This is a genomic window from Aliisedimentitalea scapharcae, from assembly GCF_045277565.1.
Lineage (GTDB): Bacteria > Pseudomonadota > Alphaproteobacteria > Rhodobacterales > Rhodobacteraceae > Aliisedimentitalea > Aliisedimentitalea scapharcae.
Genome location: NZ_CP123584.1, coordinates 350,862 through 365,844, shown reverse-complemented (window position 1 = coordinate 365,844; position 14,983 = coordinate 350,862). Strand labels below are relative to the sequence as shown.

Genomic DNA, 14,983 nt, shown 5'->3' with positions numbered 1-14,983 from the left:
GGGCGGCGCACCAAGCCGCACCGCCCATAAAATACACCCAGAAAAGCCCAAAAAACCACACAACGACACAAAGCTCCCGCCACGGAGCCCGATAAATGTCTGGACAAGTGGCCGACTTGGGCGTTTCGTAAAGAGGACAGACCGCGGTCCAGTTCCTGTTTCCATGTATTCACGGACGTCGGGGCCGCCCCTCGATTTCAGAGGCTTTGAAAATTGAGGCCCGGCTGTCTCGGAAGGAACTGAAAATTTGGAGATCTTGGTCTCGTTTACATAACTGTCAAAATGATCTGGCATGACCGCGAAGTCGCCTGGTTTCATAAACGCCGAGACCTGTCACAGGAGAAGTCAAAGGAGCAATCAACCAAACGTTTCCACAAAATCGGCAAGACATAAGGCCGACAAAGAACCAACAAGGGGAATATTATGAAAACACAAATCTCACGTCGTTCAATTCTGAAAATGTCCGGGGCTGCGGCGCTGGCTGCACCGCTTTATTCGAAATCCGCACTTGCCTCGTCCGGCGAAGTCAACATTCTGATGTGGTCCGATTACCTGCCACCGGAATTCATCGCCGGGTTCGAAGCCGAAACCGGGATCAAGGTGAATTACACCGGCATCGGGTCGAACGAAGAAATCATCAACAAGATGAAAGCCACCAAGGGTCAGGGATTCGATATCGTATCGCCCACCAACAACCGGTCCTTGCAGTGGGGCCCGCTGGAACTGTTGCAGCCCTTTGACATGAACAAGGTCAATATCGACGCGGTGAACCCCGCGATGGCCAAGATCGGCACGGTTGCTTGGAACTTTGCAGATCAGGGGTCGCATTGGCTGCCGCATATCTGGGGCACCGAAGGCATTGCCTATCGCACTGACAAATGGCTGCCCGCCGGGGATGCCCCGTCGTATGGCGATGTCTGGAGCGAAGAAAACGCCGGCAAAACCATGGGGCGCGCGCATTCGATGATGCTGGGCGCGGGTCTGTACATGGAGGCCTCGGGTCAGATGGAACCGGGATCGGTCTGGGCGGCTTATGGTGACGAAGACACCATGCGCAAGGTCTGGGGACAGATCGCGGATTGGTGCATCTCTTACAAATCGCGGATCAAACTGATCTGGAACGATGCCGACACCCAAAAGAACGGCCTGCTGAACGAAGGTGTTGTCGTTGGCCAGACCTGGGACGGGCCGCCACTGGCTCTGAAATCCGCCGGTGAGCCGGTGCATTATCAGGCACCGGTCGAAGGCGCGATGGCCTGGGTTGACGGCATTTCCATGCCGGTTGGCGCGACCAATACCGAACAGGTCTATGCCTTCATCAATTATGCCTACCAAAAGCAACCGGCGGGCAAGGCGATCGACAGCCATGGCTACAATTCGCCAGTTCTGGGTGCCGATACCTTCTCGGGGGACACCTACAAGAAGAACTTTGCCGAAGCCTATCCCGGCGACAGCCTGGCCAATCTGAACCCCTGGCCGGCCGAAGCACCGTGGTATGCGGATGTGCGGACGGAATTCGTCAACAAGTTCAAGAGCGCCTGATTTCTGGCGCTGATCACCGCGTCCCCGGATCGGCTCTGGGGGCGCGGACACACGACCAATAACAACAAATCCAAGACCAAATCACGCGCCCAATTGGACGCGGTGGAATTTGGCATCAGGGAGTAGCCAGATGAGTGCTGGAGTCGGCGTTGATCTCGAAAATATTTGGATCCGCTTTGGCGATTTCGTTGCTGTGCGTGACGCCAATGTTCATATCAAGGGTGGCGATTTCTTTTCGTTCCTGGGCCCATCGGGCTGTGGCAAAACCACGATATTGCGCGCTGTGTCCGGGTTCCTGGAACCGTCCGAAGGCAATGTCCTGATCGGCGGGCGCAACATGGCGGGGATCGGGCCAAACAAACGCCCCACGGCGCTGATCTTTCAAAACCTGGCCTTGTTCCCACTGATGAAGGTCTGGGAAAACATTACCTTTTCGCTCGAAATCAAAGGCGCATCTGCTGGCGAACGGCGCAAACGGGCCGACGAACTGCTGGACATGATCGCCCTGCCCGGTCAGGGCGACAAGCTGCCCAGCGAACTGTCCGGTGGCCAGCGTCAGCGGGTGGCCATCGCCCGCGCGCTGTGTGCGGAACCCGATGTGCTGCTGCTGGATGAACCGCTGTCGGCGCTGGACCTGAAGCTGCGCCAGCACATGCGCACCGAACTGCGCGAAATCCAGAAACGGGTTGGCATCACCTTTATCTACATCACCCACGATCAGGGCGAAGCTCTGACCATGTCCGATGATGTGGCGGTGATGCGCGCGGGCGTGATCGACCAGATCGGCAATGGCAAAACCATCTACAACGATCCCTCGACCGCCTTTGCCGCCTCCTTTGTCGGTGAAAACAACGTCTTCCGCGGCAAAGTCTCCAAGATCATCGGAAACGAAGCCCTGATCCGCACCAACCGCTCGGGCGACCTGATGGCCCGGATCACCACGGCCAACCAGGGCAGGATGAATGTGGGCGACGACGCCATGCTGTTCATCCGCCCCGAAGCCCTGTCCATCGCGCCCACCGGCACCCAGGGCGATCATTTCGTCACCGCCCAGGTCAAACACGAAGAATTCGAAGGCAACAGCTTCAACATCTTCTGCCAGGGCGATGGCGGCAAGGAACTGAAAGTGTCGATTCCGAACCTGGGACAATCCTTTGACGATCACACCGGTCAGAAAATGACCCTGGAATACGAAGTCCACAACGCCGTGGTCGTTCCCGCCGGCGAACTGGCGGCGGAATAGGGATCCAGATCATGCCACGCTTTTTGAAAGACTTCTTCAATCGCAACGGCACATTGATGGGTTCCGTGATGCTGGGTCTGGTCCTGTTCTGGACCATTGGCCTGATCATCCTCCCTCAATTGTCGATGCTCGACTTTTCCTTCCGTCCCAACCTGCCGCCCCCGGAAATCGGCGGACCCAACGACGTCTATACGCTGCAGAATTACAAATACCTGGTCTTTGGCCCCGAAGGTGGCAGCCAGGATTACAATGCGGTTGATCTGACCGTGTTCTACCGCACTTTGATTGCGGCGGTGCTGGTGACCATCTTCAACCTGATTCTGTGCTATCCGATCGCCTATTACCTGGGTCAGACCAAAGGCAACCATATCCGCATTTTTGCGCTGATGCTGATCATTCCCTATTGGATCAATGAAATCCTGCGCGCCTTTGCCCTGCGCATCATCTTTGGCGAATCCGGCGTGCTGAACACGGCACTGGTGGGGTTGGGGGTATTCGACACCCCGTTCGACTTTATCCGCAATGACATCGCGCTCTATGCCGGGCTGGGCTATGCCTATATCCTGTTGATGATCTTTCCGATGTACAACGTCATCGAAAGCCTGGATCACAACCAGATCGAAGCCGCCCGCGACCTGGGCGCACCCTGGTGGCGGATCCATTGGCGGGTGGTCATTCCCTATGCCAAACCGGGGATCAGCTCGGGCTGTACCATGGTCTTCATGCTATCGGCCGGCGCGTTGGCTGCGCCACAAATCCTGGGCGGTCCTTCGTCCCTGTGGTTCACTCAGATCATCTATCAATGGTTCAATGACAATTCGAACTGGCCCCAGGGCGCGGCCTATGCGGTGGTTCTGCTTGTCACCTGTATCCTGTTGGTTCTGGCCGTGATGCGCCTGTTCAAGGTGAACATGGGGGACATCGGCAAATGAAAAATTCCTTCCTGCGCCTTTCGATCTGGGCCTATCTGGCGCTCTTCTTTGCCTATTTGCTGGGCCCATTGGTGATCATGTCGATCACCGCCTTCAACTCGCCCGGGTTTCCGCGGGCGGCCCCCTGGGAATGCCTGACGTTTGAATGGTTTTCGGCTCTGTTTCAGGACGAACGCATACTGAACGGCATCAAAAACTCGATCCTGGTCGGCTTTGGCACCGTCATCCTGTCGGTGACCATGGGGCTGGCCGGGGCGCTGATGCTGACCCAGATCTGGCCAAAGCTGCGGGCGACCTATTACACCATCATCATTGCCCCGATCCTGATTCCGGGCGTGGTGCTGGGGATTTCGACGCTGGTGTTCTGGGACCGGGTCAACCGCTTTCTCGGGCTGGGGGCTGACAGCTTCCTGTCCAACGGGCTGTTCCTGACCATCATCGGGCAATCCACCTTTATCGCCAGCTACTGCATGTTGGTGCTGGTGGCGCGCCTGCAACGCTATGACATCGCCCTGACCGAAGCGGCTCTGGATCTGGGCGCCACCCATGCCCAGGCCTTCCGCAAGATCCTGATGCCCTTCATGCGGCCCGCGATCGCATCTGCGGCGGTGCTGGCGTTCCTGGCGTCATTCGAAAACTACAACACCACCACCTTCACCTTTGGCGAATATCCGACCCTGACCATCGAACTGGCACAAAAGGTCCGCTATGGCATCACACCTGCGATTTCGGCCCTGGCCTTTATGATCGTTGTGCTGACCATCTTTGCCGCGCTGTTCAACGAAGCCAACATCAAACGCAAGGAACTGGCCGCACTGGCGCGCAAAGGCGCCTCGGTCAAAGACGTCTCCACCGGCTTCCGCCTGCCTCGTCTGCTGACCGGCAATGCTGCGGCCATGGCGCTGGTGCTCTTTGTGATCGGGTCGATCACCGTGGTCGGCACCGCCATGGTGCACAGCCCGGCGCAATGCGTGGCCAGCATCAAGGAACAGAAAAAACTGGAAACAGAACTGCGGATCCAGAAACTGCGCGAAGAACGCGCCGCCCGCGCTGCCGAAGCGGCCGCCAAGGCTGCGGAAGAGGGCACAACCCAGGAAGACACAACCACCCAGCCCAAATCCAACAACTCGGGCTTTGGCGGTGTGTTTGCCCCCAATACCCTACAGTCCGACGAATCCGGCGAAGAAGAGGAAGAATCCAAAGCGCCTTCCAACGACTCCGGGTTTGGCAATGTGTTTGCACCCAGCACGTTGTCGACGGATACAGACAACTGATCATCGCATCAGCTCAAACCTGAAAGCCCCCCGACGCGCGCCTGCGCCGGGGGGCTTTTTGCATCCCGCGTATCGGATCAAAACCGCCCGCCGCTTTTCTCTCACCAACCTGAACCCAGGGCACGGGGCAAACGCGTGTTCAAAACTCGAACGTGGCATCACACAAACAAAAAGGGTCACCCACAGGCGACCCTTTCCAAAAAACCAATCCTGGTTTCTATCAGCCGTTGACGCTGTCTTTCAGAGCCTTGGCAATGGTCATCTTGACCACTTTGTCGGCTTCTTTCTTGAACTGTTCGCCAGTGGCAGGGTTGCGCACCATACGCTCGGGGCGCTCGCGGCAATAGATCTTGCCGATGTTGGGCAGAGTCACGGCACCGCCGCCTGCAACTTCACGGGTAATCAGGGCGCTGATTGCATCCAGAGCGGCACCAGCCGCTTTTTTGTCAGTGCCCATTTCCTCGGCCAGAGCAGCTACGAGCTGGGTCTTGGTCATCGGTTTGGCCATCTTTTTTTCTCCTTAAGACTGCCCGACTTATGGGGCCTCATCGCGTAACTTTAACGGTATGTAGTGTATGAACACAACGGATTGTGTAAGAAAACAAGGGAAAATCGCGCCTTTTCCACCAGAAAATCGCAATTTCCGTGGGGTTACAGGAACGCGGTCTCGTCAAATGAACGCAATTTCCGGCTGTGCAACCGTTCCAGCGGCATACCGCGCAACTGTTCCATAGCACGTATACCAATCATCAAATGGCGTGCCACCTGCGTTTTATAAAAATCTGACGCCATCCCCGGCAGCTTCAGTTCCCCGTGCAACGGTTTGTCGCTGACACACAGCAACGTGCCATAAGGCACCCGGAACCGATACCCGTTTGCCGCAATCGTTGCGCTCTCCATATCCAACGCAATGGCGCGCGATTGCGACAGCCGCTGAACCGGCCCGGATTGGTCGCGCAGCTCCCAGTTGCGGTTGTCGATGGTGGCGACTGTGCCGGTCCGCATGATGCGCTTCAGGTCATACCCCTTCAGCTCGGTCACTTCGGCCACGGCCTGTTCCAACGCGATCTGGATCTCGGCCAGCGCCGGGATCGGAGTCCACACCGGCAGGTCATCGTCCAGCACGTGATCCTCGCGCAGATAGGCATGCGCCAGCACGAAATCGCCCAGCGCCTGCGTATTCCTCAGCCCCGCGCAATGGCCCACCATCAACCAGGCATGCGGCCGCAGCACAGCAATATGGTCCGTCGCGGTTTTGGCGTTTGACGGGCCAACCCCGATATTGACTAGGGTGATGCCGCTGCCATCGGCGCGTTTCAGGTGATAGGTCGGCATTTGCGGTTGTTTCTCAACCGGCGCAATCGCCATATCCGGATCTGTAATTTCGACATTCCCCGTCGAAACAAAGCTGACGTAGCCGGATTTCGGGTCTGCCAGCTGTCCCCGCGCATAGGCTTCGAATTCGGCCACATAGAACTGATAGTTGGTGAACAGAACATGGTTCTGGAAATGTTCGGGCTCGGTTGCCGTGTAATGCGACAGCCGGGCCAGCGAATAATCAATCCGTTGGGCGGTGAACAAGGCCAGCGGCCCTGTTGCGCTATCCGATTGGACCGTTCCATTGACGATATCGTCGTTGGTGGTGCTCAGGTCCGGCACATCAAACACATCGCGCAACGTGAACCCCGCCGCCCCCTCTTGGGGAACGGTCAGGCCGGGCTGCGAGGCAACCGCAAAATGCAGCGGAATTGGCGTGTTTGACGGGCCAATGGTGACGGGCTGGCCGTGATTGCAGATCAGCAGATCAATCTGCTGGGTCAGATAGTGCCGAAACAGGCTGGGTCGGGTCACGGTGGTCGCATAGGTGCCCGGCGACACCACGTGGCCATAGCTCAGCCGCGTGTCGACCTGGGCAAAACTGGATGTTGTGACCCGAATTTCCGGGTAATAGGCGCGGATCCGGCAATCCGGCGCGCCCTTGACCATGGCGCGGGAAAATTCGGTACACAGATATTCGGTGGCGCTTTCATACAGCTCCACCAACCGATCCACCGCTGCCGTGGCATCGGTAAAGGTTTCGGGGGCCGGAAGATCCGGTGGCAGACACAGGTTGATCATGAAACAGGCTCTAATACTGGGATTTTCGTGAAAGATCGCACATCCACCAACCCCAGATCCGAAATCCTGAGTTCTGGAATGACGACCAGCGCCAACAGCGAATGCTGCATATAGGCATTGTTCAATTGACAGCCACAGGCCTGCATGGCCTCCATCATCGCCTGCGCCTTGGCCGCGACGTCTGTGGCGGGGCTGTCCGACATCAACCCGGCAATCGGCAATTCGACCAGCGCCAATTCCTGACCATCGCGGAACACGGTGATACCGCCGCCGACCTCGGCCAATCGGTTGGCCGCCAACGCCATCTGCGCCCGGTCGGTCCCCACCACAATCATATGGTGGCTGTCATGCGCCACGGTTGACGCCATCGCCATACAGCCCTGGTATCCAAACCCAGAGACAAAGGCATTGGTCACGCCCCCGGTCGCGCGATGCCGCTCCACCAAAGCGATCTGACAAACGTCGGCCTCCCCGGACAGTTCCCCGGTCTCGACCAACCCGTTGCGCACCGGCAGATCAAACTGCAACGCCCGTGTCGGGGCCTGGTTTTCGACCACACCGATCACATTGGCGCGCACCTGATTGGCCCCCTCGGGTGCCGCAATCCGGAAATCCGCATCGCTCAGCGCATGCCCCAGATGCACGGTGCCCCGCGCATGGTCCGGCCACTGCAAATGCGGACATTCCACCGTAATAGAGCCACTTTTGGCCACCACTTGTCCGCGCGCAACCACCACCTCGATCGGCAGCGTGCGCAGATCCGACGTCAGGATCACATCCGCCCGGCGTCCCGGCGTCAGCGATCCGATCTCCCGCTCCAACCCGAAATGCGTGGCGGTGTTGATCGTCGCCATCTGCAAGGCCACCACCGGATCACAGCCACAGTCGATCGCGTGGCGCACCACCCGGTTCATATGGCCGTCATTGACCAGCGTGCCGGAATGACAATCATCGGTGCACAGGATCATGTTGCGCGGATCCAGCCCCTTTTTGGTGATCGCGGTGATCTGGGTTTCCACATCGTACCACGCCGACCCCAACCGGATCATCGACCGCATCCCCTGTCGCATCCGCGCAATGGCGTCCGCCTCGCAGGTGCCTTCGTGGTCATCCGCCGGGCCACCGGCCACATAGGCCGCAAAATCAGGCCCCAAATCGGGCGACGCATAATGCCCACCCACGGTTTTCCCGGCATTCTGGGTCGCCGCGATTTCGGCCAGCATCTTGGGGTCCGCGTTGGCAACGCCGGGGAAATTCATCATTTCCCCCAACCCGACAATGCCGGGCCAGGTCATCGCCTCGGCCACGTCTTCGGGTGAAATCTCATGCCCTGTGGTTTCCAATCCCGGTGCCGACGGCGCACAGGATGGCATCTGGGTAAAGATGTTGACCGGTTGCAACAGCGCCTCGTCATGCATCAGCCGCACGCCCTCCAACCCCATGACATTGGCGATCTCATGCGGGTCGGTGAACATGCTGGTGGTGCCATGCGGGATGACCGCGCGGGCAAATTCCGCCGGGGTCAGCATACCGCTTTCGATATGCATATGCGCATCACACAGCCCCGGAATCATGTACCGCCCATTGGCCTCGATGATCTGGGTGTCGGGCCCGGTGCAATATGTGGCATCCGGCACCACACAGGCAATCCGCCCCGCGACAATGGCAATGTCATGCCCGGGCAGCACCTCGCGCGTGTGCACATTCACCCAGATCCCACCACGAATGACCGTGTCCGCAGGGGCACGACCTGCAGCAACAGAGATGAGTTTCGGGGCGGTTTCGGGCCATGTCGGGAAATGCGTCTGTTCCATGAACCAATTGTTATGATTGTGCGTCAGAGTTCAACCCCCGCTACTGGTGCGCGATGACAATACAATGACAACGGGCGTCAAATCCGGGGCCAATCGCAATTCTCCGCTTGCCTGAACTGCCCGCACCGGCGAACCTTGGCGCATGGAGTATGACACAATAGATGCAGACAGCTTTGGGCGTGGCCTCAAAGGGATCGGAATAAACCTGCTGGTGCAGGATGTTCCCGGCGAAATCGCCTTTTTAGAGACTGTTTTTGATATGACGGGCCATCAGGTCACAGCAGATTTCGCCATCGTCACCTATGGCGACCAGGTGTTTCAGCTGCACGCGGATGGCACCTATCACGCCAACCCGCTGTTGAACCTGCTGCCGGAAAACCCGCCACGCGGGGCCGGGTTGGAAATCCGTCTGTATGACACCGACCCGGATGACGCCGTGCAACGGGCCACGGCGTTCGGGGCCATGGTGCTGCAACCGCCCTCCGACAAACCCCACGGCCTGCGCGAAGCCTATATTCTATGTGCCAACGGATATGCCTGGGTGCCAAGCCGCCCAAAAGACTGACCCGCCTGCCCGCAGCGCGGCGTGCCGCGCTGCCACGCCCAACGGGGCGCATTGCATTTTGATGCAATAAGACCGGGCGGGAGCCCGCCGTTTCCGGTTCACCACATCCAGCCCCTCACGCTGGGCTCACCCCACGGCCACCCGCGGCCGGCCGCTGGCCTCAACCGTCAACATGCCTTCGACAAACACCTGCTTGGCCTCCACCAAAGCAGTCCTCAGGTCCCGCTCCACATGGATGTTGATATCCTGGGCCCCGGCCTCTTCAGCCGCCGACCGCGCGTCCTGTGTCAAAGCACGCTCCAGCATCTCCAACGCCGCATCGGACGCCTCGAAATCCTCCGGTCCGGTGTCCAGATGCACCCGGTACCGTCCCTCCGACGGGCTGGTGACCGTGCCGCTGCGCCGCACCGATACACGGCCCACAACAGCTCCGATCGCATTGGCCACACCGGCGTGCGGTGGCAGGATCATCCGACAATGCAGCCGGTCGCCCACTGCCGGGTAATAGCTGGGTGCCGATGCGCCCAAACCAACCACATCCACGTTCACCGATGCATCCAGCGCGATCAGCCCCCGGTGTTTGTCCAACCCCCGCTGCATCAGCACGTGACGCGCCAGTTGATCACCGGGAATGCCAAATCCATCCGCTTCCTCGGCAAAGGCCGCTTCCAACAGGGTCAGCGCCGTCTGCTCGGTCAGCTGGTCAATGATCATCTGAGCCAACTGCTGTGACCCGGTCGCGGCCATGTCGCCGGACCCGATCCGGCGTCGCGCAAACAGGGTCAGCGCCTTGTCCGCCGCATCCCGGTCCCAGGCGTCGACCCGGCCCAATACGTGGCTGGCATCCGATGGGGTAATCCCCGACACCTGCACCACGCCACGATCGACCAACCGGTTCAGCGCGCCCTGCTCCATCCGGGTCCTCAGCACATCCCCCATCGGCAGCACCCGGTCCCCGATCCGCTCCAGCACCACCTCTTCGCGCCCCGACAGGCCAACCACCGGCATGTTCGGAACCGCCCGCACAAACCGCCCGTCATATTCCCCGGCCGTGGACGATCGCAGCTGCGCATCCAATGTGTCGTGCACCAGCTCCGGGGCCTCCATGGCAATCAGCGACGCGGGCAAAACGCGGCGCGGCCCCAGGAACAGCCCCCCGGCCAACCCGGAGGTGTTCATATGGACCTGGCTGTCACCGCCCAGCCCGCTGGTGCGCATGGCAACCGCTTCCACCATGGTGCGAAACCCGCCAACCCGGGCACCGGCCGGATCAATCGCTGGCTTTCCGCCGCTCAACAACGCCACATCCGTCGTTGTCCCGCCAATGTCGGACACCAACGCATCCTCGACCCCGGTCATCCAGCGCGCCCCGACAATCGACGCCGCAGGCCCGGACAGAATCGTCTCGATCGGCCGCTCGCGGGCCTGTTCGCCCGACATCAACGCCCCGTCTCCGCGCACCACCATCATCGGCGCCTGAATGCCCAGATCCACCAATGTCTCCTGCGCCCGCCCAATCAACCGGTCGATCATCCCGATCAACCGCGCATTCAACACCGCCGTGACCGCGCGCTTGGGTCCGTTCAATTTGGCCGACAACTGGTGCGAACAGGTTACGGGCCGTCCGGTGGTCTCACCGATGATCCGCGCCACTTCCAATTCATGTCCCGGGTTGCGGGTGGCAAAGACACCGGCAACCGCAAATCCGGTCACCCCCTTGGCCTCGCTCTCCAGAAATGCGTTCAACGCCTCGACATCCAGCGCCGCCGCCTCGCCTCCAGCATGGGTGTGCCCCCCCGCCATGACCAATGCCGGATCGCCCTTCAGCGCCTCGGCCAACCCGTGCCGCTCCAGATCTTCGGCCCGAAACCCGATATAGATCAACGCCACGCGCCCGCCCTGCCCTTCGACCAACGCATTGGTGGCCAAAGTCGTGGACAACGCCGCCATCCCCACATCCGCAGCGGCCACGCCACTGTCGGCCAAAACCGCCCGGATCGCGCCGCCAATACCAATGGCCAGATCCTGTCGTGTGGTCAGCGACTTGGCCGAGGCAATCACCTCGCGCTCGTCACGGATCAACACCGCATCCGTATAGGTTCCACCTGTATCGACCCCCAACGCCAGCGCCATGCCGCGTTCCTCCCTGACTGTTCGCTGGAACGGTCTACCAAGGTTTCGCGACACGTCCCGCCTGTTTGCGTCATCTCACGCGTTTCGATTTTTAAACTGAAACGCTCTCCATCTCTTGCCGCGTTGAAATCTCTGATTTCAGGCAGCGTCAAGAGGTACCGCGTGAAATCGGCAACGCTCTACAGACGCGCCACCGCCCAACGGGCCGCATCGGCCACTGTCGGATCGGGATCGTCACACAACCCCTGTGCCACCGACCGCAACTCTGCCTGACCGGAATTGCCGATGGCATACAACACATTGCGCACAAACCGGTCGCGCCCGACCCGCTTGATCGGCGAGCCGGAAAAAAACGCGCGAAATGCAGCGTCATCCAACTCCGCCAACTCGGCCAGCTTTGGCGCTTTCAATTCCGCGCGCGCCGCATACCGCAGATCGCTGGCCGCCACTGCGAACTTGTTCCACGGACAGGCTGCCAGACAATCGTCACAGCCATAGATCCGATTGCCCAGCCGCGCCCTCAGATCTTCCGCCACCGGCCCCTTGTGCTCGATGGTCAGATAGGAAATGCACCGGCGCGCATCCAACTGATAGGGGGCGACAAAGGCATCGGTCGGACAGACGTCCAGACAGGACCGGCACGACCCACAGCGGTCCGGCTCGGCCGTGTCCTCCGGCAACTCCAATGTGGTAAAAACAGACCCTAAAAAGGCCCAATTGCCCCAATCCCGACTGACCAGATTGGTGTGTTTGCCCTGCCATCCCAACCCGGCCGCCTGACCCAATGCCTTTTCTGGCACAGGTGCGGTATCGACAAACACCTTGACCTCGCCACCGCCCTCGGCGATCAGCCACCGCGCCAGCCGCTTCAGCCGCTTCTTGACCAGATCATGGTAATCCTTGGCCCGTGCATAGACCGACACCGCACCGCGATCCGGACAGCCCACAACGGCCATCGGATCTTCCTCGGGGGTGTAACTCTCGGCCAACATGATCACGGATCGTGCCTCGGGCCACAATGCCGCCGGGTTGCCGCGCCACTGCATGCGCTCTGCCATCCACCCCATCTGCCCATGCCACCCGGCATCGACATAGGCCTGCAACCGGTCGGGCACCTGCGGCACATCCCAGGGGCGACAAATCCGCGCCGCCACGAACCCCTCTTCCAGGGCCCGCGCCACCAGTTTTTCTTTCAGCTCGGCGCTCATGCTTCTTTCTGGTCCCAAATACCTCGGGGGGAGCCTTGGAATTCACCGAATTCCAGGGCGGGGGGCAGCGCCCCCATCCCCGAACCCCTATCAGAAATCCAGGTCGGTGTAATGGGCGGGCGGGCGAAACCCCGGCACCTGATCGGCCAGGATCGACCGAAACGCCGGGCGCGACTTGATCTTGGCATACCAATCCTTGACCACTTCGGACCGGTTCCAATCCACATCCGAAATATAATCCAGCGACGACAGATGCGCCGCGGCGGCAAAATCGGCCAACGTCATCTGATCCCCGGCCAGCCAACGCCGATGATCCAGCAACCACGCCATGTAATCCAGATGGTATTTGACCGCCTTCGCCCCGGATTTCACATTGCGGCTGTCCGGGTATCCTTCGCCGGTTACCTTCTTGTTGACCCGCTCGTACAACAATTTTGACGTCACTTCATTGTGGAACTTGTCATCAAACCAGCTCACCAACCGGCGCACTTCAAAACGCCCTTCGGGATCGGAAGGCATCAAGGCCGGATCCGGGCGGGTTTCTTCCAGATATTCGCAGATCGCCGCGCTTTCGGCCATCATCTTGCCGTCCAAACGCACCACCGGGACCTTGGCCGCCGGGTTGCGGCGCAGAAAATCCGGGTCCTTTTCCCAATACCGCTCTTCCACCAATTCGACTTCGATCTTCTTTTCCGCAAGAACCAAACGGACCTTGCGACAAAACGGGGAAAGCGGAACGTGATAAAGGCGGGCCATGTGCGTCCAGAAATTCAAAAAGGGTGTTGTGCAGGAATGCCCTGCCACGTCAGGTTTTTCAATCCTCGAAACAGTCGGATCGCCCATCTGCGCGGATGGTGGCCGCCCCATCCATGATCCGGGACGCCTTGCGTTTGATATTTGAGGTGGGTTGTTTTGGCGATCGCACCCGTGGTGCGGGCAAAACAGCGGCAATCAACGCCGCCTGACGGGGGCTCAACTGATCCGGACCAACGCCAAAATTGGCCTGGGCTGCGGCTTTGACCCCAAAGATGCCTTCGCCCATCTCGGCCACATTCAAATAGACCTCCAGAATACGCCGTTTCGACCACACCGCCTCGACGGCCGGGGTGATCAGGGTTTCCAACGCCTTGCGGATCCAACTGCGCCCCTGCCACAGAAACACGTTCTTGACGACTTGCTGTGTGATCGTCGACGCGCCCCGCGATCCGCCCCCGGCAATGGCGGCGCGAATGGCCTGCACGTCAAATCCCCAATGCTGACAGAACCGGGCATCTTCGGCGGCAACAACCGACCGGGCCATCACAGGCGCGATATCGTCCATCGCCACCCATTCGCGGTCCAATTCGCCCAATCGGCTCCGTTCGGACCACATTGTATGGGTGATCGGCGGATCAACAAAGGCAAACAGGAAAATCATCAGCGTCACGACCGCCACAAAAACCGAAATCACCCTGAGAGCCACACGCCCGACCCAGCGGATCGGCCGGAACGGTTTGCGCTCCGTCTTGGCCCTTTTTGCCGGTCGGGTCTTTTTCTGTACTGCCTTCGCCATAGCCACTCTATAGGCCACTCGGGGCCATCGAAAAAGACAGGGATTTGGGACCGGTCAACAAACCCTGCCTTGGAGGGCTATTTTGAACAGCTCCAGACGCGGACCCGGCAATTATATCCGTTGTCCATGCAATAGCTCATGGCGCTGCTTTCGGCCAATTCCCGGCTCGACTCATACGCCCATCCCCAGCCGCCATTGTCCGCCACCGCAATCGCCGCGCAGGCGTTGTAGAATGTGCGGGTGATCGTACAGTCCCATTCGCACCCGGAATTGGCGACATCATGGGCCTCTTGTTCCGATCCCCAGGAATGGGCAAACCCATAGGCCCCATTGGGCCCCACAGCCACAGCGCCCCAACAATAGTCATATCCGCAACTTCCCGCTGTCGCGGTCCCGGCCAATCCCAATGTTGCCGCCACAACGGACAGAATTCGGGTCGCAGTCTTCATCTTCATCGCAAATCTCCCCGGTTCAAATCGACATTCGTCTCAGGGTTTCATCTGAACATATTTTCCGAAGAGTCTGGAAATTTTCTCGCAACCCTCTGTCGTCAAACGAAAAACCCCGCCGACCACAGGCCGACGGGGTTTTCCGCAGAGGCA

General features: G+C 59.7%; 13 protein-coding genes. 5 read left to right on the top strand and 8 right to left on the bottom strand.

All coding sequences use genetic code 11. The features are described 5' to 3' along the window. Positions 1 to 423: 423 nt before the first annotated feature. From QEZ52_RS01800 to QEZ52_RS01785, 4 genes are all read left to right on the top strand, one after another. Positions 424 to 1,542 carry a PotD/PotF family extracellular solute-binding protein gene (locus tag QEZ52_RS01800; protein WP_406647465.1) on the top strand — a complete coding sequence of 373 codons (1,119 nt, stop codon included), beginning with the start codon at positions 424 to 426 and terminating at the stop codon, positions 1,540 to 1,542. Between the two features lie 130 nt (positions 1,543 to 1,672). Beyond that, positions 1,673 to 2,785 (top strand): ABC transporter ATP-binding protein, encoded by a 1,113-nt coding sequence (locus QEZ52_RS01795; protein ID WP_406647463.1) that lies wholly within the window; start codon positions 1,673 to 1,675, stop codon positions 2,783 to 2,785. Positions 2,786 to 2,796: 11 nt separating this feature from the next. Then, complete coding sequence (locus QEZ52_RS01790; protein WP_406647461.1) at positions 2,797 to 3,717, top strand: ABC transporter permease; 921 nt, start codon at positions 2,797 to 2,799, stop codon at positions 3,715 to 3,717. Continuing rightward, positions 3,714 to 4,991 carry an ABC transporter permease gene (locus QEZ52_RS01785; RefSeq protein ID WP_406647458.1) on the top strand — a complete coding sequence of 426 codons (1,278 nt, stop codon included), beginning with the start codon at positions 3,714 to 3,716 and terminating at the stop codon, positions 4,989 to 4,991. The genes QEZ52_RS01790 and QEZ52_RS01785 overlap by 4 nt, the downstream gene beginning before the upstream one ends. A gap of 220 nt (positions 4,992 to 5,211) precedes the next feature. On the opposite strand, the gene QEZ52_RS01780 is transcribed toward QEZ52_RS01785, so the two are convergent. From QEZ52_RS01780 to ade, 3 genes are all read right to left on the bottom strand, one after another. Continuing rightward, on the bottom strand, positions 5,212 to 5,499 hold the full coding sequence (locus QEZ52_RS01780; RefSeq protein WP_406647456.1) for an HU family DNA-binding protein: 288 nt from the start codon (positions 5,497 to 5,499) through the stop codon (positions 5,212 to 5,214). A gap of 143 nt (positions 5,500 to 5,642) precedes the next feature. Next, entirely contained in the window at positions 5,643 to 7,109 is a 1,467-nt protein-coding gene (locus QEZ52_RS01775) for an AMP nucleosidase (RefSeq protein ID WP_406647454.1), read from the bottom strand. Continuing rightward, entirely contained in the window at positions 7,106 to 8,923 is a 1,818-nt protein-coding gene (ade, locus tag QEZ52_RS01770) for an adenine deaminase (protein WP_406647451.1), read from the bottom strand. Before ade ends, QEZ52_RS01775 begins: the two co-directional genes overlap by 4 nt. Before the next feature lie 142 nt (positions 8,924 to 9,065). On the opposite strand from ade, the gene QEZ52_RS01765 reads away from it, so the two are divergent. Further along, positions 9,066 to 9,488, top strand: a complete 423-nt coding sequence (locus QEZ52_RS01765; RefSeq protein ID WP_406647448.1) for a glyoxalase — start codon at positions 9,066 to 9,068, stop codon at positions 9,486 to 9,488. Positions 9,489 to 9,614: 126 nt separating this feature from the next. On the opposite strand, the gene QEZ52_RS01760 is transcribed toward QEZ52_RS01765, so the two are convergent. From QEZ52_RS01760 to QEZ52_RS01740, 5 genes are all read right to left on the bottom strand, one after another. Next, positions 9,615 to 11,621 carry a hydantoinase/oxoprolinase N-terminal domain-containing protein gene (locus QEZ52_RS01760; protein WP_406647446.1) on the bottom strand — a complete coding sequence of 669 codons (2,007 nt, stop codon included), beginning with the start codon at positions 11,619 to 11,621 and terminating at the stop codon, positions 9,615 to 9,617. 179 nt (positions 11,622 to 11,800) lie between these two features. Beyond that, positions 11,801 to 12,829, bottom strand: a complete 1,029-nt coding sequence (queG, locus tag QEZ52_RS01755; RefSeq protein WP_406647444.1) for a tRNA epoxyqueuosine(34) reductase QueG — start codon at positions 12,827 to 12,829, stop codon at positions 11,801 to 11,803. A 90-nt stretch (positions 12,830 to 12,919) separates the two neighbouring features. Next, positions 12,920 to 13,585: a glutathione S-transferase family protein gene (locus QEZ52_RS01750; RefSeq protein WP_406647442.1), complete on the bottom strand. Its 666-nt coding sequence runs from the start codon at positions 13,583 to 13,585 to the stop codon at positions 12,920 to 12,922. A gap of 58 nt (positions 13,586 to 13,643) precedes the next feature. After that, positions 13,644 to 14,381 (bottom strand): monofunctional biosynthetic peptidoglycan transglycosylase, encoded by a 738-nt coding sequence (gene mtgA / locus QEZ52_RS01745; RefSeq protein ID WP_406647440.1) that lies wholly within the window; start codon positions 14,379 to 14,381, stop codon positions 13,644 to 13,646. A gap of 77 nt (positions 14,382 to 14,458) precedes the next feature. After that, complete coding sequence (locus QEZ52_RS01740) at positions 14,459 to 14,836, bottom strand: DUF4189 domain-containing protein (protein WP_406647438.1); 378 nt, start codon at positions 14,834 to 14,836, stop codon at positions 14,459 to 14,461. Between the last annotated feature and the right edge of the window lie 147 nt (positions 14,837 to 14,983).